This is a genomic window from Streptomyces sp. NPDC018019 (genome assembly GCF_044327805.1).
Lineage (GTDB): Bacteria > Actinomycetota > Actinomycetes > Streptomycetales > Streptomycetaceae > Streptomyces.
Genome location: NZ_JBIRGD010000011.1, coordinates 270,648 through 292,522, shown reverse-complemented (window position 1 = coordinate 292,522; position 21,875 = coordinate 270,648). Strand labels below are relative to the sequence as shown.

19 protein-coding genes and 6 pseudogenes are annotated in these 21,875 nt (G+C 69.1%); 10 read left to right on the top strand and 15 right to left on the bottom strand.

What is annotated here, in order from left to right; genetic code table 11:
- Positions 1–214: 214 nt before the first annotated feature.
- Positions 215–304, top strand: a pseudogene (locus tag ACH4FX_RS20745) (translation initiation factor IF-1); the annotation flags it as partial.
- Between the two features lie 231 nt (positions 305–535).
- Here the strand turns inward: ACH4FX_RS20745 and ACH4FX_RS20740 are convergent.
- From ACH4FX_RS20740 to ACH4FX_RS20710, 7 genes and pseudogenes are all read right to left on the bottom strand, one after another.
- A pseudogene (locus tag ACH4FX_RS20740) lies at positions 536–946 on the bottom strand (transposase); the annotation flags it as partial.
- Positions 947–976: 30 nt separating this feature from the next.
- Complete coding sequence (locus ACH4FX_RS20735) at positions 977–1,480, bottom strand: helix-turn-helix domain-containing protein (RefSeq protein WP_398480936.1); 504 nt, start codon at positions 1,478–1,480, stop codon at positions 977–979.
- A 246-nt stretch (positions 1,481–1,726) separates the two neighbouring features.
- Positions 1,727–3,550, bottom strand: coding sequence for an FG-GAP-like repeat-containing protein (locus ACH4FX_RS20730; protein ID WP_398480934.1), 1,824 nt, complete (start codon positions 3,548–3,550; stop codon positions 1,727–1,729).
- A 108-nt stretch (positions 3,551–3,658) separates the two neighbouring features.
- A complete protein-coding gene (locus tag ACH4FX_RS20725) occupies positions 3,659–4,285 on the bottom strand; it encodes a DnaB-like helicase N-terminal domain-containing protein (RefSeq protein ID WP_398480932.1) in 627 nt (208 codons plus the stop codon).
- A gap of 7 nt (positions 4,286–4,292) precedes the next feature.
- Positions 4,293–4,736, bottom strand: a pseudogene (locus ACH4FX_RS20720) (replicative DNA helicase); the annotation flags it as partial.
- Between the two features lie 132 nt (positions 4,737–4,868).
- Positions 4,869–6,106, bottom strand: a pseudogene (locus ACH4FX_RS20715) (DNA cytosine methyltransferase); the annotation flags it as partial.
- Positions 6,103–6,762, bottom strand: a pseudogene (locus tag ACH4FX_RS20710) (hypothetical protein). The pseudogenes ACH4FX_RS20710 and ACH4FX_RS20715, both read right to left, overlap by 4 nt.
- A 94-nt stretch (positions 6,763–6,856) precedes the next feature.
- On the opposite strand from ACH4FX_RS20710, the gene ACH4FX_RS20705 reads away from it, so the two are divergent.
- Together ACH4FX_RS20705 and ACH4FX_RS20700 are read left to right on the top strand one after the other, a co-directional pair.
- A complete protein-coding gene (locus ACH4FX_RS20705) occupies positions 6,857–7,687 on the top strand; it encodes a barstar family protein (protein ID WP_398480930.1) in 831 nt (276 codons plus the stop codon).
- Positions 7,688–7,767: 80 nt separating this feature from the next.
- Entirely contained in the window at positions 7,768–8,343 is a 576-nt protein-coding gene (locus tag ACH4FX_RS20700) for a DUF1932 domain-containing protein (protein ID WP_398480928.1), read from the top strand.
- Between the two features lie 33 nt (positions 8,344–8,376).
- Here ACH4FX_RS20700 and ACH4FX_RS20695 read toward each other — a convergent pair whose 3' ends face one another.
- Complete coding sequence (locus ACH4FX_RS20695) at positions 8,377–8,538, bottom strand: hypothetical protein (protein ID WP_398352194.1); 162 nt, start codon at positions 8,536–8,538, stop codon at positions 8,377–8,379.
- A gap of 24 nt (positions 8,539–8,562) precedes the next feature.
- On the opposite strand from ACH4FX_RS20695, the gene ACH4FX_RS20690 reads away from it, so the two are divergent.
- Positions 8,563–9,048: a hypothetical protein gene (locus tag ACH4FX_RS20690; RefSeq protein WP_398480926.1), complete on the top strand. Its 486-nt coding sequence runs from the start codon at positions 8,563–8,565 to the stop codon at positions 9,046–9,048.
- A 154-nt stretch (positions 9,049–9,202) separates the two neighbouring features.
- A complete protein-coding gene (locus ACH4FX_RS20685; RefSeq protein ID WP_398480924.1) occupies positions 9,203–9,502 on the top strand; it encodes a hypothetical protein in 300 nt (99 codons plus the stop codon).
- A 744-nt stretch (positions 9,503–10,246) separates the two neighbouring features.
- Here the strand turns inward: ACH4FX_RS20685 and ACH4FX_RS20680 are convergent.
- The 3 genes from ACH4FX_RS20680 to ACH4FX_RS20670 all read right to left on the bottom strand — a co-directional run bounded on the left by ACH4FX_RS20680 (position 10,247) and on the right by ACH4FX_RS20670 (position 12,481).
- Positions 10,247–11,011, bottom strand: coding sequence for an SDR family oxidoreductase (locus tag ACH4FX_RS20680; RefSeq protein WP_398480922.1), 765 nt, complete (start codon positions 11,009–11,011; stop codon positions 10,247–10,249).
- A 215-nt stretch (positions 11,012–11,226) separates the two neighbouring features.
- Positions 11,227–11,895 (bottom strand): class I SAM-dependent methyltransferase, encoded by a 669-nt coding sequence (locus tag ACH4FX_RS20675; RefSeq protein WP_398480920.1) that lies wholly within the window; start codon positions 11,893–11,895, stop codon positions 11,227–11,229.
- Positions 11,896–12,034: 139 nt separating this feature from the next.
- Positions 12,035–12,481 carry a hypothetical protein gene (locus ACH4FX_RS20670; protein WP_398480918.1) on the bottom strand — a complete coding sequence of 149 codons (447 nt, stop codon included), beginning with the start codon at positions 12,479–12,481 and terminating at the stop codon, positions 12,035–12,037.
- A gap of 190 nt (positions 12,482–12,671) precedes the next feature.
- Here ACH4FX_RS20670 and ACH4FX_RS20665 point away from each other — a divergent pair.
- Both ACH4FX_RS20665 and ACH4FX_RS20660 read left to right on the top strand, forming a co-directional pair.
- Positions 12,672–13,957 (top strand): annotated as a pseudogene (locus tag ACH4FX_RS20665) (helix-turn-helix transcriptional regulator).
- Between the two features lie 513 nt (positions 13,958–14,470).
- Positions 14,471–14,737, top strand: a complete 267-nt coding sequence (locus tag ACH4FX_RS20660) for a phosphotransferase (RefSeq protein ID WP_398480916.1) — start codon at positions 14,471–14,473, stop codon at positions 14,735–14,737.
- A 149-nt stretch (positions 14,738–14,886) separates the two neighbouring features.
- Here the strand turns inward: ACH4FX_RS20660 and ACH4FX_RS20655 are convergent, their stop codons facing one another.
- Entirely contained in the window at positions 14,887–15,348 is a 462-nt protein-coding gene (locus tag ACH4FX_RS20655) for a tyrosine-type recombinase/integrase (protein WP_398480955.1), read from the bottom strand.
- Positions 15,349–15,377: 29 nt separating this feature from the next.
- Positions 15,378–15,995 (bottom strand): hypothetical protein, encoded by a 618-nt coding sequence (locus ACH4FX_RS20650; protein ID WP_398480914.1) that lies wholly within the window; start codon positions 15,993–15,995, stop codon positions 15,378–15,380.
- 12 nt (positions 15,996–16,007) lie between these two features.
- Between ACH4FX_RS20650 and ACH4FX_RS20645 the strand changes: the two genes are divergently transcribed.
- The 3 genes from ACH4FX_RS20645 to ACH4FX_RS20635 all read left to right on the top strand — a co-directional run bounded on the left by ACH4FX_RS20645 (position 16,008) and on the right by ACH4FX_RS20635 (position 18,510).
- The gene (locus ACH4FX_RS20645) at positions 16,008–16,163 is read left to right on the top strand and encodes a hypothetical protein (RefSeq protein ID WP_398480912.1); all 156 of its coding nucleotides are present in this window, start codon (positions 16,008–16,010) and stop codon (positions 16,161–16,163) included.
- 1,043 nt (positions 16,164–17,206) lie between these two features.
- Entirely contained in the window at positions 17,207–17,404 is a 198-nt protein-coding gene (locus tag ACH4FX_RS20640; protein WP_398480910.1) for a helix-turn-helix transcriptional regulator, read from the top strand.
- A gap of 596 nt (positions 17,405–18,000) precedes the next feature.
- Positions 18,001–18,510, top strand: coding sequence for a hypothetical protein (locus ACH4FX_RS20635; RefSeq protein ID WP_398480908.1), 510 nt, complete (start codon positions 18,001–18,003; stop codon positions 18,508–18,510).
- A gap of 428 nt (positions 18,511–18,938) precedes the next feature.
- On the opposite strand, the gene adh is transcribed toward ACH4FX_RS20635, so the two are convergent.
- Both adh and ACH4FX_RS20625 read right to left on the bottom strand, forming a co-directional pair.
- Positions 18,939–20,462: an aldehyde dehydrogenase gene (adh, locus tag ACH4FX_RS20630; protein ID WP_398480906.1), complete on the bottom strand. Its 1,524-nt coding sequence runs from the start codon at positions 20,460–20,462 to the stop codon at positions 18,939–18,941.
- 63 nt (positions 20,463–20,525) lie between these two features.
- A complete protein-coding gene (locus ACH4FX_RS20625; RefSeq protein WP_398480904.1) occupies positions 20,526–21,857 on the bottom strand; it encodes a GAF domain-containing protein in 1,332 nt (443 codons plus the stop codon).
- Between the last annotated feature and the right edge of the window lie 18 nt (positions 21,858–21,875).

Sequence of the window (21,875 nt, the reverse complement as noted above, 5' to 3'; positions counted from 1 at the left end):
CGCACTCGTTCGACACGCCGCAACTCTGGAAGCGTTGAAGACGGGATTCACACGCTGGCTGATAAACGCCCGCACGGTCCTCAGCACCACATAGGGGCCGTGGCCCGGCCGTCCTGACCACCGCGCGGACGCAGCGGAGCCTGAGAAACGCCTCCCCTCGCCAGCGGACCCCATCGCTCATCCTCCACCCTGACCGGGAAGGCCACCACGCCGGTACGTCCGCATCCTGACCGGCGACAAAGTCCGGGTGGAGCTCACGCCCTACGACCTAAGCAAGGGCCGGATCACATGTCGGGCGGGATAGCCCCTCCACCTCCGACTGGAAGCTGTCGTCAGAGTGTCACGCCCACACGGCCCCCGGACGGCCACATCGGTTGCCGCGTCGGACCCGGTTGCGGACCTGGTCGGATCTCTCGGGGATGGTGTGCGCGAGGCCCCTGCGCCACTGCCAGGTGTACGGATCTCCTTCGAGCTGCAGCCCTTGGTGCTGATGGCTGGGAGTCGTTGTTGAATGTCACGCCCACATCAGCAGGGATGCCAGGGTGACGGCTGCCTGGCAGTTCTCGGTGCGTCCGGTGGTGCCGGCGTACTGCCGTTGCACGCCTGCGGAGCCGGTGCCTTTCTTCAGGAAGCCGGTGTCATCCACGATCAGCACGGCGTCCCGGTCCCCGAGGTGCTCGACGACGTAGTCGCGCACGTCGTCCAAGACCTCCTCGGCGTCCCACTCGATCCGGTTCAGCAGCCGGTGCAACCGGTCTGGCCCGGTATGGCCGACCTCCTCGGCCAGCGCCCAGCCGTTCTTGCGTTCCAGCGAAGCGATCAGTCCTCGCATATAGGCCAGCGCCGACTCCCGTGGTTCCGATCTGCGGAACCGGTGCGCGAACCGCTCATGCATCCGGCTCAACTCACCTGCCCACAATCTGACATCAGCGAGGCCACCACCCATAACCGCATCAACGACGAACCTGCCCAGCAGTCACGGCAAGCACCGTTGCAGTACTAGGCCACGCTCGAAGCCTGGGTCTTTCGAGCGGGTCCAGGACCGGGTGCGGCGCCAGCGCAACCCCTCGGTAAGCAGAATCCGGCGGACCTGGCTGCGACTGACACGGATGCCCAGCCGCCCCGCTTCAGCGGCCAGCGCATCGAGGGTCCACTCCGGTGGCCCGGCCTCGCCCGCCGTGGCAAGGTCGCCACCTGCCTGCACCGTCAGCCGACCCGGTGCAAGCTTTTGGACCAGGCCGAAGAGCCGGGAGCGTTCCGCCTCGCAGATCCGTCTTCTGCGGCCCTGGCCACCCAGGTCTTCCAGCCCGTCCAGGCCCAGACGGTTGAAGCGGTGCAGCCACCGGCGAACTGTCTTGGGATTGCACCTTGACTCGTCCCCGATGGCAGGCACTCGCTGTCCGAACCAGCTCAGCTCAACCATCCGTGCCCGTACCACCAGCTCACGAGGCGTCTTGCGCGCTCGCGCCAGCTGATGCACGAACTGCTCCTCGTTCTCGTCACGGCTCGGCCGTGCCCGTAACACCACCGTCCAGCCCCCCCCGCCCCCGAGCAGCCAAACCACCCCGCCACCGGGGCATATACCCAGTGAAAGAGGAATCCAGCACTAGGTTCCGTCCGGCGGACCATGTGACTGTCAGTTCGTTGTCTCTTGGTATGGGGTGCGGCGGGTCGTGGGCAGGAAAGTGGGAGGTTCGGGGTGAGCTGGAGCTGACCGGGCGGTTCGTCAGCGACGTGGGCAGCGGTCTTGCAAGACGGGGTCCTGGACGCGGACCTCACCTGTTTTGCCGACGTGCAGGAATTCGGCGTATCCGTCTCCGCCAACGTCGGCGAACTGAATCTCCTCCGGCGGGACGGCGGTTTCCGGGTCCGGCACGATCTGTCCGATGTCGTGGAGGGCTTTGCACGATGGCTCGCGCGTGAGCCAGGCCCGTGCGCCGCCTTTGGGGGTGATGAGGATCGGGTCGGCACGCCCGTTGCCGTCGAGGTCGGCATACCTCATCTCACGGTTGAAGACGTGCGTGCTGAGCATCTCGGGAGGCGACCAGCCCACCCGCGTCGGGCCGTCCTTGTCCTTGACCGTCTGGTTGTACCAGACGGTCACCTTGCTGCTCGGTTCGATCCGCAGATAGTCGACTCGCCCGTCTCCGTTGACGTCGGCGAACTGGATCTGCTTGAGGTCCGGCACGGTGTCGCCGGTATCGCGCAAGGGAACGTCGGCGTCGCCGGCGTACTGCTTCTGACACATGCGTTCGCCGGCCGGATTCCCTTCGACCCAGGTGTGGACGGCCACCCCGCCGGTCTTGTCGACCACAATGCAGTCGGGCCAGCCGTCGCCGTCGATGTCGCCGAAGCGCAACGCATCGCCGTCCGCGCGGGGCGCGGGGACGTAGGAGTTCTTGTGATACTCGCCGGTGCGCAAGCGGTTGTCCTTGATGCCGCCGTTCCACCAGAACTTGAATGTCTGGTTCTTGTAGACCGTGACGTAATCGGCTTTCTGGTCCTTGTTGATGTCGAAGAACCAGAACTTGTTCGTGGCCGGGAAATCCTCGGGCGGGCTGACGCCGACATCCTGCCGCGGCGGGCTCGGAGTGCTCGAACCGGTCTGCATCGGGCTCGGAGTGCCCGAACTGGTAGCAGCGATAGGTGATTTGGGGTTTGGGCCGGATGAGTCGGCGTCCGATTCCCACGGCATCGGGGCGAAGTAGAGGACCGAGGCGACGACCGCCAGGGCGGCGACCGAGGCGATCGCGATCGTCGGGCGCTGTTTCCTGGAGGACTTTTCCGCAGCCGGGGTGGGCACGCGGGCCGGTGCCGCCGGTTCGGGCCCGGGAACGTACGGCTCGGTGCGCGTCGCGAGGAGGAGGCGGCGGAGAGCGGTGAACGTACGGTGCTGGGGCGAGTCGGCCTTGAGGATGCTGAAGTGGTCGCCCGGCAGGGCGGAGCTGTCCGGGAAGACGGACTGCGCCGAGGCGCGGGACACCACGCCGTCGCTCTCGCCCGCGTACACCGACACCGGGATGGGGCAGGTCCGGTCGGTGATCGCCGTGGCGTGCACCACGTCCCGGACGACCGTGCGCAGGGTTGCGCTGACCTGGTCGTTCAGCGGGCGCAGATCCTTCTCCTGCGGATGGCGCCCGCCCAGCGCACGCCGTCGTAGGGAGAGCAGCAGTTCCGAGCCGTTGCTCGGACAGGCGAGCATGACGAGCCGCTGGATCCGGGCGAGTTCGGTGCCTCTGCCGTCGTGGAGCATGTGGGCCAGATACCGCTGGGCGACCAGCCCTCCCTGGCTGTGGGTGACCAGGAGCAACTGGTCGTACGCGCCGGCCTCCGTGACCAGGTACTCCTTGAGGCTGTCGGCGACCGTGTCGATCGACGGGAACACCCGCAGCGGATTGACCGGCAGCAGCCCGGTCGCGTACGCGAAGGTCAGCGGCTCGACGAACCCGAGCCCCCGGTCCGCGGCGATCAGGCCGCGCAGCGGTTCCCACACCTTCGGCCCGGACATGAACCCGTGGACCATCACGAGCCCCAGTCGGCTGTCCCCCACGATGCCGCTCCCTTCTCCAAGAGCTGGAACGTTCACCGTAATCCCGCTTCTGGTCCCTCTCTTCACGTACAACGTGGGAGTGGCCAAAAGCCCGCTCCGGAAACAAGATCAGCGGCGCGATACCGATGCTGGCGCGCAGAGGGTCGGGCCGTCGGTAATACGGTGGCGTCCTCGGGGCACAGCGGCCCGACCAGGCTGATGGGGTCTATCGGCTCGCGCGGGTGGTCGGGGAGGCAGCGGTGGTCCGCAGGCGGGGCCCGGCGCGGGGTATGGCCGGGGAATGGGTGGCTGTGGGGGCTGGGTGGCGCGCTGCCAGCGGGTGCGCAGCGCGGTCAGGGCGGCCAGGGCGCGGCGGCTGCGGGTGGCGAGTTGGTGCGGGGTGTTGGCCGGGGCGTCGGTGTGCGCCCGGATGCGCAGAGCAGTGTTGTGGGCCTGGGCGAGCAGGGCACGCTGCAGGACTTTCTCGCCCCAGTGTTCGGGGGTGCCGACCGGGGTGGCGAGCAGCTCCATCAGGTCGGCGGGGGTGAAGTCGGAGTGCAGCAGGTGCTGGTGCTGGGCTTCCCACAGGACGGTGACCGCATCGACGGGCTCCTGGCGGTGCGCCAGTGCGGTCAGGCACTGGAAAAGTTGCCCGTGCCGGGGTAGGGCGAAGTCGTCGGGCTGCAGCCAGCGCATCCGCCGCAGGCCCGAGGGCTGTGCGACTGCACATGCCAGCAAGGCGCGCTCCTCGGCCAAGACCTCGTCACCGGTCGTACGCGGCACGGAGGCGGGAGGGGGGAGTGCGGGGCAGCGAGCCGGGGTGCGGGGTGAACTGGCTGGACAATATGTCCAGGAAACGGGACAGAGCGTCACACTCGGCCGGGACGGTGCCGACTCGGTCGGGCAGTGATGGATCGGTGGCGCCTTGGGCGAGGCGTTCGGCGTGCTCGCGCAGGGTACGGCGGGCGTGGTCAGCTTCGATCATGCGGGCGTATGCCGCTGCGTGCCCGGGCCAGGGGCCGCGTTGGACGAGGGTGTGCAGGTAGGAGGCGGTCAGTCCGGGCGCCTGGGGACGAGCGGCTTCCAGGACGCGGTTGAGCCAGGCCGGGGATCGACGGTGTTGTTCGGGGTCGGGAACGGGGGTGGCGCGCATGGCCGCGTACAGGGTGCTGTGGGCAGGGTCGCCGAATTGCTCGGGCGCCAGCGCGATGCCGTCCAGGCGTTCGGGTTCGAGGAGGAGGGCGCCGAGCAGGGCCTGCTCGGCGTGGTGCACTGGGGCCGGAGGGTGCGCGTCCGCCAGCTCGGTGTCCTCGTCGGGGCAGGGGGTGGGGGCGCATCCGGCGGCGAGGGTGAAGTCGTCGGGGTCTAGGGGCCGGCCGAGGTGTGGGGAGAGCAGGTGGGCGGCGAGGCGGGGCGGGACGGCGTTGCCGATTTGGGAGAACATCTGGCCCTTGTTGCCGGCCCACGGGTAGTCGGAGGGAAAGGTCTGCAGCACGCCCGCTTCCGGCGCGGTGATGCGGATCGCCTCCGGCGCGGCGCTTGTGTCCTGCGCTGTGGTGGTGGCGGATTCGGCGACCCACAGGCATTCGTTGGCGCGGTGCCCGAAGAACAGGGTGTCGGCGGGCTCGTCGGCGCGGCGCACGGTCGCGTTCGACTGGGTGTTGGTGCGCAGCGGCCACGCCCACCCCGGTGTGGCGCCGGTGGACGGCGGTGCGTTCTCGTGGGCCGGGACGGCGGGCCGGTTGCGGCGCCGCAGTCGGCCCGTGTCGGCGGGGCGCGGCGGGTGCCGCCAAGTGCCGCGGTCGCGGGCGTCGGTCAGGGGCTTGCGTGAACCGGACGGGAACGGTTCGGGGCCTCCGCCGGGACCGCCTCCGGCACACACGGTGGGCACGGGCCGGTCGGTGGCGCCCCAGCCCAGGGCCTCGGCCATGGACACCCAGCGCGCACGGCCGGGGCCGAAGAGCGTAGGCGGCTCAAGAACGCGGGCGTGCGTGGGCTCCGGCGGTCTGGCGGGGTGAGTACGGGAGGCAAACAGAATGGCCCGCCGCCGCGTCTGTGGCACCCCGAAGTCGGCCGCGTTGAGGATCCCGGCCCACACGGAAAAGCCCCACGAGCGCAGGGTGGCCGCGTACTGCTTCCACAGCGGCAAGACGTCGGGCACTTCCTCCATGGCCACCCGCTCCGGCTCGCCGGCCGCGTTGAGGGCGTACAGGTAGCGCATGGGCTCGGCGGCCAGCAGCGAACGCACATCCCGGCACGCACCGAGCAGCTTCTCGCGGGTGTCGCGTCCGGCGGCGAGGTCGGAGACGGCCTGGTGACCAGCGGCTGGTCGAGCAGGCCGAGCCGCTTGCCGGCCATCGACCACGCCTGACAGGGCGGGGAAGCGATCACACCGGTGGTGCGGCCCACGAACGGCCACATCGGGTAGCGGGCCACATCGGCACGCAGCGTCAACTGCCCGGCCGCCGCACGGGTCCGGCAGGCCCACTCGTCCTGCTCCAGGCCCACATCCCGTACGCCCAGCACGGACAGGGCGTGCGACCAGCCGCCGGGCCCGGCGAGCAGGTCCACGATCACGCGGCCAGCCCGAAGTCGTCCTGCGCCGGCTCCGTGCCGCGGCAGGCCCAGGGCGAGAGTCGTCGGCCACGCCCTCCTCCAGCGCGACGAAGTCGTCGTGGCCTGGGACCTGGCCGCCGAGTTCGGCCTGGTGGGCGGCCCATTCGGCGGCGGTGACGTGGTCGATGGGCGCCTGGTCGAGCGGGACGCGCGAGCGGTGCAGGAACGCCTGGCCGAGCAGCCGGTTGCCGGAGGCGTTCGCGCGGGCGTTGCCGCCGCGGATGGCCGCATCGAAGGCGACGACGTCGTCCCGCTCGGCCGAACTGTGGTCGCGGATGTGCCGCCACTGAGCGTTGCCGTGGAAGGGACAGCCCAGACAGCTCGACTTCGGGGTGTCGGCCAGGCCGCGCTGTTTGAGGTAGCGCAGGCAGTCGGCACGCGACCAGTCCCAGCGGGTGCCGGTTGCGCATGTAGGCGACGTCGGCGTCCTTGGCCCGGTGGAACTCGTCGGTGGAGATCCCGACCCACTGCTCGGCGAACACGTCCTTGGGGATGTGCCGGGGATACGGGTAGCCCAGAAGGGTACGGACCTGCTTCTTGATGGGTTTGATCTTGTATTCGCCGGTGCTTCTCTGCACTTCACTCTCATGGGTGAAGGCGGGTATGTGGCTCGTCAAAGGGCCTCCGAGATGGATGGGACGGGGTCAGGGGTGGTGACGGCGCTGGCGGCCGCTGGGCAGATCCCCCGGCGTCGGTAAGATCAGCGCTCTCATGGGGGGTGCGATGCGAACATCGGGGCTGGGCGGCGAGGGGCAGAAGTACGCGCTGACCTCGGATGAGGACGAAAAGGATTTCTGGGGCTTCGCTCACGAGGCCGAGGGGATGTTCACGCCCCTGCCGGATGAGGAAGGAGCGCGCCGAGTGCACCTCGCGGGTTGCCTCCCGCAGGGCGGCCTACTGATGTGCGTTGACCACGTAGGCAGTCGTCGTGCCGTGGCGGGGAACGCCTGGTTCGAACTCCTCGACGGTGACGGTGCCACCATGGGGTCCTACTTCGTCAACGAGGTCACCGTCATCGACGCCAAGCCCTCCGCCCGCGGCAGCGACCTCTTGGACCTCACGGTCACGCTCTGGTGTGAGAACGCCCTGCCCGGAGCGGAACGACCGTGGGAGCTGATCCGCAGCGGTCACCTGAACCGCACCGGAATGTGGCACGAACTCGCGCCCAAGGACCGACACGCGTGGCTGTCGGTGGCCCTGTGGTCCCGGGAGTACCAACGCCAGGGGAAGCCCGATGCGCCTGCAGGCCAGGTGTTCACCTTGGACGGCCGACACATCGTTGACAGGGACACGTTCTACTGCGCGATCGGTGAGGCCGTCAACGGCCCCGGTGGGTACTTCGGCTGGAACCTGGACGCTCTGGACGACTGTCTGAGAGGTGGCTGGGGCGCGACCACTCCGTTCACCTTGCACTGGAACTCCTCGGCCGAGGCTCGGACGCGGTTGGCAGAGTGCGTGCCCGCCGGTGATCGCGAGCTTGTGTTGTTCGACCTCCTCCTGGAGATCTTCGAGGAACGGGGTGTGCGCGTCATCCTTCGGTGACAGCTCGCTGCTTCGAGGCATCGGCCTGGGGGACGTCATTCGGACTCCTGCGGACGGCGGCGTGTGGGGATGTCGTACCTTTGCTGGACGGCGCGATCTTCGGCCCCCCGCCCGACGGCGAAGGTCGCACAGCACGCCTCTACCTGGCCGGACCACAGTCGGCCATCGACCTGACCAAGACGTTGTTCGAGAGAACTGCCGTTCACACGAGGACAACGGGTGGCCCACTCGGCAGCGCCTCCGCGTTGAAGATGAGCTTCGCCAGCTTCCAGAAAGCGGCCCGCACCTTGGCCGGAGTCGCCCACGCGCTCGCTGAGGAGCACGGAGTCGGCGACCTTCTCACTTCCGAGGCGCGGATCATGCCGACGGACATCCTCTCGGGCCCGGACTACCTGCCCAGCGTCGCCGCGCGAGCCTGGTGCTGGGGGCCCGAGATGAACGAGGTCGCCGAGACGCTTCGCGAAGCTGGCCTGCCCGCCGACTTCGCGGAGGCCGCAGCGTCGGTCATGCATCTCTGGGAACAGGATAAGGACCAGCACGACCAGCCGCTCGCTGACGTTCTTCCCCACCTCAAAAGAAGGTGTTCGCCCTCCGCAGAGGCGCCTCAGACCCACGCGGCCGAGCACCCACAGGCGCCCGTACCGCCGAGCAAGTGAGCGAGCGGCGTTCGAGGAGATGCGGCCATCGCGTCAGGCGGTGCTGGCGCCGTACGGATCGATGGGCGCGGGCAGCGCACGCAGTCGTTCGTGCAGGTCGGTGACGCTGGCGGCCGGTGCGGCCGTGGTGGCCAGAGCGGTATCGAGCTGGGCGAGGCGTCGGCGGGCGGTGGAACGCAGCCGGGCGGGAGGCACGCGGTCGAGGACGTCCAGGGCGCGTTGCGCAGCGTCATCGGGGCGGTCGGTGGCCTCGGCGCGGGCGAGGACCAGGGTCGCCGCCGCCCAGCCGGGGGTGCCGGCGGGTTTCTGCGCGGCGGAGTTCTCTGCCGTGCGGAGGGCCTGTTCGGTGCGGCCGAGGACGAGGTGTGCTTCGGCCTCGTGCAGTGCGTGTTCGGCGTCGTCGAAGCCGAACCGTCCCGGAGCGGAGCCGACGGGGTCGGCCTCCGCTCAGATGACCACTCTCAGCGGCGAACTCTCCTGATCGACACCGTCACCGGGCCAGCCGCCATCCTCACTCCCCACGACTCTGGCTGGAACGTGCAGCAGAAAGGGCCCGACCGTCTCTGGGACCGCGTCGAAGCAGCCATCGACGCCTACGACCAGGCGGGCAGACCCGCACCCGCCACCTTCCGGCTGCGTGTCGGCAGCAGTGAACAGCACCTCACCCACCCGCAGTTCTGCCAGTTCGAATCGCGTCATGAATGAGTGGGCGGTGCTTGTCAGCCGCCGCGACGGGTGCCACCAGCGTCCGGAGCTGAACCAGCGCGCCTGCCGTGGGCGGCGGCGGTGGACAGCGAACCGGCGGCGCGTGACGCTGGCCGGGGTGTGCCGTTACCCACACGTGGACACACGTCAGGCAATGGCATTCGTCACCGTCGCTGGCATGGCTGTGGGTGCAGGGATCGCTGCCGCAGCCCCCGCGGCCGCCGGCGGCGTCGGCAGTGTGCTGTCCCCCGCCTTCGGCACTACGTGCGCCAACCGTGACGGCACCCAAGCGCGCGGAAGCACCACACACAGCAGCGGCGCCGGAGGCGGCACCCTCGCCGCCCTGCCCATCGGCAGCCCCTTCACCCAATGCGATGGCGCCGACGATTTCGTGCTCAAGCTCATCACCAATGCGGAAGCACGGATGGCTTTCGAGATCGACCCCCAGAACTAAGCTGCATCTTGATCGGTTACGCTGGCTTGCTGCGCCGAAACACGATCACCCTCGCGACTACGTGCCCATTGACGTCCGGCTTGCTGTGCATCACACCAATCGCGTTGTCCAGCGGCTGAAGTGACCTGCCCCAGCCCGCAATCGTTGTCCGGGCATGATCACGCGCACAGTACCCACAGCGGTCACGCTCACAATATGGGCAGCGGCAGCGGCAGCGGCACTGGCATCGGCCTCCCCGGCGTCCGCCGGAGGCGTCGGTGACTTCCTATCCCCGGCCTTCGGGACCGACTGTGCCAACCACCACGGCACCCACGCAGCAGGAACGACCACCCACGGAACCGGGGCCGCCAACGGCAACCTCGCCGGGCTCCCCGTCGGCAGCCCCCTCAACCAGTGCGGGGGAGCCGATCCGCCCCAAGCCCTCCCTGCTGGGTGCAGGACCTCACGGGTGGTGGTCTTGTGGGCGTCGGCGGGATCTTCGATGGCCTGCCGGTGCGCAAACTGCCAGTGTTGAGCTGAGCCTGCCGGGTTCCGCCAGGGCCGCTGTCGGCCGCTGTGAAGCGGGACCGGGGCGCTGGCTCAGGAGAGCACTGGGAGTTGGGGCAGTATGCGTTCCGGGCCAGACGTTAAAAGACAGCAGGTTGCGTGAGCTGGGCGGTCATGGGTGCCACAGGAATCGGCACGGGCGGGGTGCGTGGTCCGGCCCGGTGGGCGGCGTGGCGCCGCCCACCGGGCGGTGCTGGTTCAGCGGGTGGTGTAGCCGCCGTTGAGGAAGATGGTCTGGCCGTTGGCCCACCAGCCGTCGGTGAGCAGATGCGTCACCCAGGGCACGATGTCCTCGATCTTGGTGAGGTCACCGTTCATCGCGGACGACTTGTGGTAGGCGACGGAGTCGTCGTCCTCGGCGGGGTAGAAGAATGAGGTGTCCATCGGTCCCGGGGCGATGTTGTTGACCGAGATGTTGCGGCCGAACAGTTCCTTCGACAGGGCGCGGGTGAAGTGCTCGACGGGGGCTTTGCTGCCCGCGTAGGTGGAGTACAGGCCGGTGTATGCGGCCAGCAGCGAGGTGACAATGGTGATGATCTTCCCGCCGTCCTCGATGCGGCGGGCGGCCTCGCGCATCACGAAGAACGCGGCCTTGGAGTTGACCGCGAACATCCGGTCGTACTCCTCCTCCGTGATCTCGGTGAGCGGCTTCTTCAGCACCATGCCGGCGGTGTTGATGCTGTAGTCGAGCTTCCCGAACCGGTTCACGACATCGTCGAAGACCCGCTCCACCTCGGAGACCTGGGTCAGATCGCCCTGGATCGCGAACGCCTCACCCGGGCCGGCGTTGATCTCGTTCACGACGGCCTCGGCCTTGGCCCGGGAGGAGTCGCTGTTGTAGTGCACCGCGACCCGGGCGCCCTGCGCTCCGAGGGTGGTGCTGATCAGCCCGCCGAGGTTACGGGACGCGCCGCCGACGAAGGCGACCTTGCCGTTGAGCGTCTTGTCCGGGGTGGTGACCATGTCTGCCTCCTGCGATGTGCTGGGGTGGGACGGCCCGGCCCCGGCGAATACCGAAGGCCAAGCCATATTCACCACACTCGCCGCAGAGGCGCATGTGGATCTTGAACGATCCGATCAGAGGTGGAACAAACCGCTCGCGTCCGTCCTCTCCCACCTCGAAGAGAAGGCGTGCCCCCTCCGCCGACCACCGTTGACATGCGCCGCTGGAGCACCTCTCAGCAATGCGCCTTCACCATGAGAGTGCCCAGAGCTTCCCCATGAGGGGCGGACAATACCCGGGCGTCGATGTCGGTGAATCCAGCCTGCTTGAGGTGGTCGGCCCAGGTCTCGGGCGGGTACTGCCAGCGGGGGATGGTCAGCTCCCGCTCGGGTCCCTCCAGCCACTTGCCCCGCATAGCCTGCGGGCCGTACGCGCTCGGGGACGGCTCGGCCTGAGAGAACGCGAAAACACCGCCCGGGGCCAGGCGGGCGGCGATGAGCGGGAGGAGCTGTTCGGGGTCGGTGAACCAGACCGCGCCCCACACCGAGTAGATCGCGTCGTACGTCTCCTCGGTGTCGGTGAGGTAGGCGCACGCCTCGGCCTGGACGAAGTCCAGGTTCGCAACGTCGTGCCACCAGGCACGGGCGCGGGCGATCTGGACGGCGGAGATGTCCACGCCGGTCACCCGGACGCCGCGGTCAGCCAGATACGCGGCCTCCTTACCTTCGGCTGGCCCGAGGTCCAGGGCGCGGCGTGGGAAGCCGAGGAGTTCGGCGCCGGGACCGTGGCCGGGGTACTGGGTCCACTCGAACCTGCTGGTGTCCGGCCGGGGCTGGGGGCCGTCGCCGCGGTGCGGCTTGTACGTGTCCCAGTACTCGGCCGGGGTCTGTGGCGCGCGGGGCATACGGCTCCTCGGGAGGACGACGGGAGCAGGCACCGTACCGGCCCGCTCCGCCTCCCGCGGTGATTTGCCGCGAAGTCACCCGAGTAGCCGTGGGCCCCGGGAACGCGCAGGCGTTCCCGGGGCCCACGGTGTCCCGGCGTCAGTGGCACTCCGATCCCGGGCGGCACGGGCCGCACGCCGCGTAGTCGCGCTCCCACAGCTTCCAGTGCACCTCAAAGCCGTTGTCGGCGATCACCTTGGCGGTGCGCTCCACGCTGCCGTCGTACTTGAACGCGATCTCCGGGCTGTGCTCCAGAAACCGGCCGCCGAATTGCCGCTGGCAGAACTCGCGGTAGTTCTTCGTGTCCAGGATGAACACGTGGACCGCCAGATCCACCAGGCGGCCACAGCACAGCTCCAGGTGCTGGCCCCATTTCTCCATCGCGGTGATCAGGTACGAGACCGCGGCCCCGAACAGTCGGGTGGCCATCACCTCGTCCACCGGGTGATCCCGCATCAGCAGCTGGATCTCCCGGTCCCACACCTCGCGCGTCACGAAGTCCCGCGGATCACGGACCTGCGTTCTGATCTCGACTGCTGTCGCCATCGTGTCCTCCCGAAGGCTGCGACGGTCCGGCCCCGAGCGGGCCGTACGACCACGACACCACCGGGCGGCCCCGGCCTGTGATCAACTTGCAGCAGGCGCACACCATTTGCAGATACTGCACACGGCGTCGACGTGCACACGGAAAGTCACTACCGTGGAACGGGCCCCGGCCCCTGGCGTGGGAGGTGCTGTGCCCATCGACACCCTTTGGTCCTCGGACAAGGCCCGCGCCCTGGTCACCGCCCGCCACGCCGCCGGCCTCGTCCGCATGGGGCGCACCGAACGCGGATGGCGGCAAGAAGACCTCGGCACCCGCCTGGGCTGCTCGACCTCCACCATCTCCCGCCTGGAATCCCGCTGCCTGCCCTCCGACCTGCGACTGCTGCGACGCGCCGCCGAAGAGGTAGGCGTCCCGACGGATGTTCTGGCGGCGTCGCTCTCCTTCGGTGGCTGACCGACCACTACGGTTGCCTTCGATGGTCCACGAGTGGAGGAGGCCCCGATGCGCCGCCGCACCCTGCTCGCCGCCGCCGGCCTCGCGGCCCCCGCGCAGCTCCTGCTCGGCGTCGATGCCGCGCTGGCGGGCGTCCCCGACCCCGGCGGCTCCCCGGCCCCGCTCGACCAGCGCCTGGCCCGCGCCCGCCGACTGTTCGACGCCGGCCAGCACGCCCGGCTGCTGGACGCCATGCCCGGCCTGCTGGGCGACGCACACGCAGCCGCCCGCTCCCGCCAGGAGATGGACCTGGCCCGCCTGTCCACCGGCTACAGCCTGCTCACCCAGGTCCTCAGCAAGAGCGGCAGCTACGAGCGGGCCCACCAGGCCGCCGACCGCGCCATCATCTACGCCGACCTGTCCGGCTCCCCGCTCGCCGCCGCAGCCGCCGCCCGCGAGATGAGCATCGTCCTGCGCCACCAGGACCAGCCCGCCGAAGCCCAGCGCCTCATCCTCAAGGCCGCCGCCCAGGTCGAAGCCACCAGCCTCAAGACCAGTGCACAGGCCTCCGCGCACGCCCAGATGCTGTGCACCCAGGCGTACTGCGCGGCCCGCGCGGGCGACCGGGCCCAGGCCCTGGCCACCATCGGCGAAGCCCAGCGCGCCGCCCGCCACCTGCCCGAGCAGGCCCCCCGCGAGCGCCTGTTCCCGCTCACCCCGGCCGCGGTCAGCCTGTACGCCGTCGGCGTCCACTGGGCCCTCGGCGACGCCGGGCCGCACTCGAAGCCGGTACCGACTTGCGCGAGAGCCAGTTCCCCACACCCGAGCGCAAGGCGCGGATGCACACCGATCTGGCGCGCGCCTGGTGGCAGATGTCCAAGCCCGAGCCGACCGCCGAGGCACTGATGCACGCCGTACGGGCCTCACGCGGCGAAGTCCGCGACCGGCCCGCCATCCGCCAGATCGTCACCGGCCTGGCCCAGCGCCACCCACGCACGACCGGAGTCCGCGAGCTGACGGCCGCCGTCACCACTTCGCGATAAGGCCCAGGGCAGCCGTACGGGCGGGCACCAGACTGCGGAGCGTCCTGGATGTACTCGCCGCCCCCCCCGAACCGGCTGACGCACGACGCCTCGCCGAAGCCCACGACAAGGCCGCCGCCCTCGGCGCCACCCCCCACGGTCCCCCGACGTGGGGCTGGCACGGCAGGACCCTCAGCCGCCGCGCCGGCCATCCCGAACACGGCGCCTGCTGGCTGCGGCTGCTGGCCGCCCGGCGGACGAGGCCAGCGGGAAGCTGTGGACCGGCACCGCCGACGCCGCGCGCAGCGTTCCGCAGGCAGTACACCGCCCGGTGCCGTACGCGGTGCACGACACCACCGAATCCGCGTACGTCTACCGCGCAGAGCTGACCTCCTACGTCACCTCCCCGCCCTGTTCGCCCAGCCCCGTGCTCCGCCAGGAATTCGACCTGGACCCCGCCTGGTGGTCGACGCTACGCGCGGACCTTGTCCATCTCGCCACGGTCCGCACCGACCGGGTGGCGGTACACCAGGAGTGGATCGACCGGGCCGTACCCGCTTCACCGGCGCGCCCGCCCCGCAGATCACCGAATGGGCCACTGCCCACGGCGATCTGCACTTCGCTAACCTCACTGCTGATGGCCCGGTGATCTTGGACTGGGAAGGGTGGGGTATCGCCCCGTACGGATACGACGCTGCTCTGCTGTACGTCTACAGCCTTCTCGTACCCGCCACGGCCGCGCGCATCAAGCAGGAGTTCGCCGACGTACTCGATTCCCCAAGGGCCGAGCTGCCCAGATGATCATGGCCACGGAACTGCTCCAGTCCGCCTCCCGCAGCGACCACCCGGAACTCGTTCCGCCGCTGCGGGCGGTTATCAAGGAGATCAGCGAAACGCTCTAGGTAAGGCAGCGTTGCCAGCCCGTCGTCTGCCCGAGGCGGCCGCCGCCGTCACAGTGCCTCCAGTTGCTCGGCCATGGATGAGGCCGTGTCATAGGCGGGGCTGCCTTCCAGCGCGCTGCGGCGTTGGTTGTACCGCTGTGTTGTGCGCGGCGGGTCCTTGTGGTCGGCCCAGTGCTGGATCTTCTTCGGGCGGGCGCCGGGCCGGTCGTACGCGTGGGTGATCGTGGAGTGCTTCAGGGAGTGCGGGCCGATCTTCTTCTGCGGCAGGCCGGCCCGCTTTGCGGTGGCCCGGATCGCGCGCCACTGTGACGCCTGGTCGAGCCGCTTGCCGGTGCTGGTGCAGAAGATGAAGCCCTCCGTACGGTCACCGATGAGGACCTGGATGGCGTGCCAGACGAACGGCGGCACCGCCTTGGTGACCCAGGTGCCGCCCTTGACCTGTACCTCCAGGACGTGGTGGCCCTTGTCGTAACCCAGCTTCTCGATCCGCGCACCGAGCGCGGCATCGATCCGCAGACACAGGTGGTACAGGACCAGGATCAGGACGTACAGCCGGAACGCCGTACGGCGGCACGGATGATCGTTTCGGCGATGCGGGCCAGCGTGACGTACTCGGCTTCGGTCAGGCCCTCGGTACAGGTGAACAGCGGGTCCATGGCCGGGTACAGCACCCCGTCGAAGGGATCGCCGTCCATCGTCTCTTTGGGCAGGACCCGGGTCTGCAGCACGAACTTGAAGAATGCGGAGTTGGCGGAGAGCACATTGTGCCGGGTGGCAGCGTCGCGCGGTGGACCCTCCCGGAACGCGCCGACCACCGCGCCAGAGACGAGGGTGAGCAGCGTCTTGAGGTGGCTGGCGAAGGCGTCGGCGGCCAGGAACGTGAGGGCGAGCGGGGGCACGCCGCGCTCCCGCAAGTAGCCCTCCAGGACCTTGAAGTTCTGGGCGTACGTCTTGCGGGTGCCGTCCGAGCGCTGGTGGGCGATCCAGGCCGCGGCGAGGGTGGGCAGCGCATCGCGCTCGCCGTAGAACTCGGCCAGGTACGCGTACAGGCGCTGGGCGTGCGGTGGCCAGTGCGTTCTTCCGGTTGAAAAACTCAGCTGCCTAGCTGAGAAGTTGGCGCAGGGCGCCGGAGGGCAACTATCGACCTCCGGGCTCAACGTGGCACCCTGATGTGCAAGTTCGACCTGGTGTTCCATGGCTCCGGTCTGCTCGTCGTAGCCTTCCCTCCGTTCGCGCCGCGTGCGCCCGGCGTCGCCGCCGTCATCGGCGAGGTGCTGGCGACCTGCACTTCGCCAACCGCACTGTTTATGACTCGGCAATCTTGAACTGGGAAGGCCGAGGCGCCGCTCCCGGGCGCGACGCGGCCTTGCTGTACGTCTACAGTCTCTTCACTCTTGCCATCGCCGCGCGCGAGAAGCCGGACCTCGCTGACGTTTTCGGCTTCCCGATGGACTGAGCTGCCGAAATGACCGTGGCCGCTGAACTGCTCCAGTCCGCTTCTCGCGGGGACCATTAGGAACACGTACCTCTTCCCCTTCCGGCGTCCCGTTCGCCGGAGCCCGTCACACGTCGAGCCAAGACCACCGGTGCCTCCGGTCCGTGGTCTCCCGCGGCACCGACGACAAGATTGGTAAGGCTGGTGAGACCCGAGGGCTCGCAGAGGCCCGCAAGTCAGCTTCGATGCGCCACGGTGACTGAGAGCTGTCCCCACCTCGGGGAGACATCGCCGCGGTGTTCCGCGTCGGCTCTGCGGTGACGGTCGGCGACGGCATGACGGCAGGGACGCCGGTATTCGGCTTTCGTGCTTCCCAGTTGCATCGCGCGTGCCAGTAGTCAGCCCATTCGCCTACGGCAGACGAGCAAAAAAGAACCGCAAAAGACTGGAACTCCTTCCGGGGCTATGTGAACGTACAACACCCCCGGGAAGACAGGGCTCGCTGGCAGCTCACCGGGCGACATGTGAGGAGTCTGTTCTGTCGACTCGTGCTCTCCGGTCTGTTCGGATGACTGCCTCCGCTGTGGGGCAGCTCGCTGGTCGAGTGTCCGAGGCGGTACTGGGAAATTGAACGTGCGCCGGATAGTGGCAGACGAGGACGTGTCTCAGGGTGGGGGAGCGCAACATAGCCGACTATGCCCGGTTAGCCAAACCGGCGATCGTCGCGACCATTGAGGAGTCCGCAGCGGACCGATTTGACGGTGGAACAGCGGGCGCGACAGGGCTGTGCGCATCTGGTTGGGATCCCGTCGCGCCCTGACGGAAGTGCGGGGTGAGGCGTGAGGCGTGTATGTCTCGTGCTCGGATCCGGATTGGTCCGCCAACCTGCACGGTTGCGCCTTTTCGATGGCACCTTGGAGTGAAGGAATACTTGTGGCTCGTCCCCCTGCGCTGAAACTTGCTGAGGTCCTGGCCGAAATTCGTATGAGCCCGTCGGTGTTCTACCGCCTGCGTGCTCGCGGCCATGCCCCGCGCATGATCAAACCACCGAATGGTGAGCTTCGCTGCCGCCGCGTCGACCTGGATGCCTGGTGGCGCCAATGTGAGAAGGAAACCCCGCATTGGCGATGAGTTACCACGTTCGCTTTTGGGACATCCGGGAGCGGCCGGACCGGCGAAAGCCGTTCGAAGTCCGCTGGACGGTCAGCGGGCGCGAGCGGTCCGAACCGTTTATGACCAAGGGACTTGCCGAGAGCCGACGGGTCAAGTTGATGACGGCGGCGCGCGACGGCGAACCGTTCGACGTACGGCTGGGTTTGCCGGCCTCGGAGATCCGTGCGCTGAAGCAGCGGACCACGTGGTACTCCCTGGCCCGCGAGTACATCGACCAGCGATGGGACCGGACACCGGGTAATACGCGCCGCACGCTGACTGACGCCTTGGCCACCATCACCCCTGCCTTGGTGGAAGGGGTGACGCTTACCGGGAGCTGCCGGTGCTGCGACGGGTTCTGTATTCCTGGGCGTTCAACAAGAACGCCTGGGGCACGGAGCCACGTGAGGAGTGGCAGTCGGCGCTTAACTGGCTGCAGCGGTACACCCTGCCGGTCAGTGAGCTGGAGGACCCGGACGTCCTGCGGCGCGGGCTGGACGCGCTGTGCAGCAAGCTCGACGGAAATCCGGCCGACGCGAAGACAGTGAAGCGCAAAAAAGGCAGCGATCAACGAGGTGTTCGGTGTCGCGGTCGAGCACGGCTACTTCGCTCACAACCCGCTCGCGGGCCTGCGGTGGGTGGCACCGGCCGTCGCCGACGAAGTGGATCACGACTGCGTGCCCAATCCGGCGCAGGTGGCCAGGCTGCTGACAGCGGTTGCCGCGCAGCCGGGGCGGGGTCCTCACCTGTACGCATTCTTCGGTTGCATGTACTACGCCGCCATGCGGCCGGCCGAGGTGATCCACCTCAGAGAATCGCAGTGCCGCCTTCCGGCGACCGGCTGGGGACTGCTCAACCTCAAAGGCGGCGTGGTCACGGCGGGCAAGGAATGGACGAACGACGGAAGTTCCTACGAGGTCCACTCCTTGAAGCGACGTGCGGCCAAGGCCACGCAGCCGGTTCCGATACCGCCGTCGTTCGTCACCGTGTTGCGCGGACACATCGAACGCTTCGGTGTGGCGCCCGACGGCCGTCTCTTTCGCAATCAGGCGGCAACTACGTCGACGTCTCCGCCTACAACGTGACGTGGCGACGTGCGCGCGAAACCGCACTCACCCTCGGCGCGTAGGCGCAGGAACTGGCCAGGCGTCCCTACGACCTTCGCCACGCGGGGGTTTCGTTCTGGTTGGCGTCCGGTGTTGTTCCCGCTGAGTGCGCCCGCCGGGCCGGGCAGAGCATCCAGGTACTGTTCCGCCACTACGCCAAGTTCCTCGCCGAGGCTCGTGATCATGCCTGCCACCTGATTGAGGAATCGATGCGCCGGTGGGACAGCAGCACGGAGGGCGCAGCAGGCGACTGAACGGGAATCTGGCCCGCGTATGGCCCGGAACGGCTGGTCAGGACGGGTGTATGGGTGGGACATAGTGGGAGGTATTTGGCCGCTTCCCCTGGGGGAGTGTCGCGAAGGGCGCCTGGTCTGTATAAGGGCAGGTCAGGCGCCCTTTTCGTGCGTCTAGAAGAACCCCAGTTTCTTCGGCGAGTACGACACCAGCAGGTTCTTCGTCTGCTGGTAATGATCCAGCATCATCTTGTGCGTCTCGCGCCCGATCCCCGACTGCTTGTACCCGCCGAAGGCGGCGTGGGCCGGGTAGGCGTGGTAGCAGTTGGTCCAGACGCGGCCTGCTTGGATGGTGCGGCCGGCGCGGTAGGCGGTGTTGGTGTCGCGGGTCCAGACGCCGGCGCCGAGGCCGTAGAGGGTGTCGTTGGCGAGGGTCATCGCGTGGTCGAAGTCGGTGAAGGGGGTCACCGCGACGACCGGGCCGAAGATCTCTTCCTGGAAGACGCGCATGTCGTTGGTGCCCTCGAAGACGGTGGGGCGTACGTAGTAGCCGCCTTCGAGTTCGCCGCCCAGTTCGGCGCGGGTGCCGCCGGTGCGGATGCGGGCGCCTTCCTTCTGGCCGATGTCGAGGTAGGAGAGGATCTTCTCCAGTTGGTCGTTGGAGGCCTGGGCGCCGATCATCGTGTCGGTGTCGAGGGGGTGGCCCTGGACGATCTGTTCGGTGCGGGCGACTCCGGCGGACAGGAAGTCCTGGTAGTGGCCCTGCTGGATGAGTGCGCGAGAGGGGCACGTGCAGACCTCGCCCTGGTTGAGGGCGAACATGGTGAAGCCTTCGAGCGCCTTGTCGTAGAAGTCGTCGTCGGCCGCGGAGACGTCGTCGAAGAAGAGGTTGGGGCTCTTGCCGCCCAGTTCGAGGGTGACCGGCTTCAGGTTCTCCGACGCGTACTGCATGATCAGGCGGCCGGTCGTGGTCTCGCCGGTGAAGGAGATCTTCGCGACGCGCGGGCTGGAGGCGAGCGGCTTGCCGGCCTCGGCGCCGAAGCCGTTGACGATGTTGACGACGCCGGGCGGCAGCAGGTCGGCGACCAGGCTCATCCAGTAGTGGATGGAGGCGGGGGTCTGTTCGGCGGGCTTGAGGACGGCCGCGTTGCCGGCGGCGAGGGCGGGGGCCAGTTTCCAGGCGGCCATGACGAGGGGGAAGTTCCACGGGATGATCTGCGCGACGACGCCGAGCGGTTCGTGGAAGTGGTACGCGACGGTGTCGTCATCGAGCTGGGAGAGGGTGCCCTCCTGGGCGCGGATGGCGCCGGCGAAGTAGCGGAAGTGGTCGATGGCCAGGGGGAGGTCGGCGGCCAGCGCCTCACGGACGGGCTTGCCGTTCTCCCAGGTCTCGGCGACCGCGAGGGACTGGAGGTTCTCCTCCATGCGGTCGGCGATCCGGGTGAGGACCTGGGCGCGCTCGGCGGGGGAGGTGCGGCCCCAGGCGGGCGCGGCGGCGTGGGCGGCGTCGAGGGCGCGCTCCACGTCCTCGGCCGTACCGCGGGCGATCTCGGTGAACGGCTGACCGGTGATGGGGGTGGGGTTCTCGAAGTACTGGCCCTTGACGGGCGGTACGTACTCGCCGCCGATCCAGTGGTCGTAACGGCTCCGATAGGACATCAGGGCGTCGGCGGCACCAGGGTTCGCGTAACGGGCCATGGGGGCTCCCAAATCGTTCCGGGGTCGCGCCTCCGCTCCCGCGGCGGGGCGCCGGTCCGCAGGCTAGGGGCGGGGACGTTGCATGGAGGTTGCGGGCACAGAGGGTGGAGACGCGGACGTGGCGGGTGAGGGAGCGTGTTGCCGGAGTGGCGCGAGGGCGTAGGCCGTGCGGAGCCGGGCCGCTGTGGACACCACTCGGCTGTCCCTGGGGCGCGCGGCGGCTTCCAGCGCCTCCCAGACCTCCAAGTCGTGTTCGCCCCACGGTGTGTCGGCCCACAGGCGCAGCGTCTGCGGGTCGCGGTGGGTGAGGACGGCCCGCCGTAGCCGGTCTTCCAGTACGGAGCGCAGGCGCCGTACGCCGGGGGCCTCGGAGAGGGGGAGCAGCGGGCCCCGGTAGCCGCGCAGTGCCGCCGTCAGGTCGCCGGCCGCCAGCTGCGCTTCCACCGTCTCCAGGTCCGTCTCCACCGTCCTGGTCAGGCGGTACGGGCGGGAGTCGAGCAGGGGGCCCACGATCTGGCGCAGGCGGGACAGCTCCGCGCGCAGGGTCACCGGACGGACGTCGCGGTCCCCGTAGAGGAGGGCGGCCAGCCGGTCGCCGGTCAGGCCTTCCGGGTGCCGGGTCAGCAGGAGCGCGATCTCGCTGTGCCGGCGGCCGAGCCGCATCGTACGGCCGTCGGTGGCCAGGAGGGCTTCGTCCCGGCCGAGTACGGTCAGGTGGGCGGCGGGCGCTGCCCGTTCCGGATACGGGGCGAGGTGGGCCTCGGCGGCCCGGGCGGTGGCTTGTACGAGGGCGAGGCTGTGCGGGCTGGCGAGGTGGTCGCCGCCGGTGATGTCGACGGCGCCCAGCAGCCGGCCCGTCCGCAGGTCGTGCAGAGGAGCCGCCGCGCAGGTCCACTTCTGGACGCGTTTGTTGTAGTGCTCGGCCGCGAAGATCTGTACGGCGTGGTCGGCGGCGAGCGCGGTGCCGGGCGCGTTGGTGCCGGCGTGCCGTTCGTCCCAGCGGGCCCCGGCGACGAAGTTCATGCGTTCCGCGTGCCGCCGTACGCCGGGGTGGCCCTCGACCCACAGCAGCCGGCCCTGCGGGTCGCAGACGGCGAGCAGGTGGGCGCCGTCGTGGGCGATGGTGCCCAGCAGATCCCGGAAGACCGGCATGGCGCGGGCCAGCGGGTGCCCGTCGCGGTAGGCGCGCAGCTCGGACTCGTCGAGGTCGATCGGCGCCGGTCCGTCGAGCGTCGCACGCGCGGACGCCGACCGGCGCCAGGAGTCGGCCACCACCTGGCGCACCGGTTGGGCCACCGGCCCGCCCGCCAGGAACTGCTCGTGTGCGCGCCGTACCGTGCGGGTGCGCTCCACGGGGTCGGCTCCCGACTCCATCGCCAGCCAAGGGTTGACCACGTGCCACCTCTCCGATGC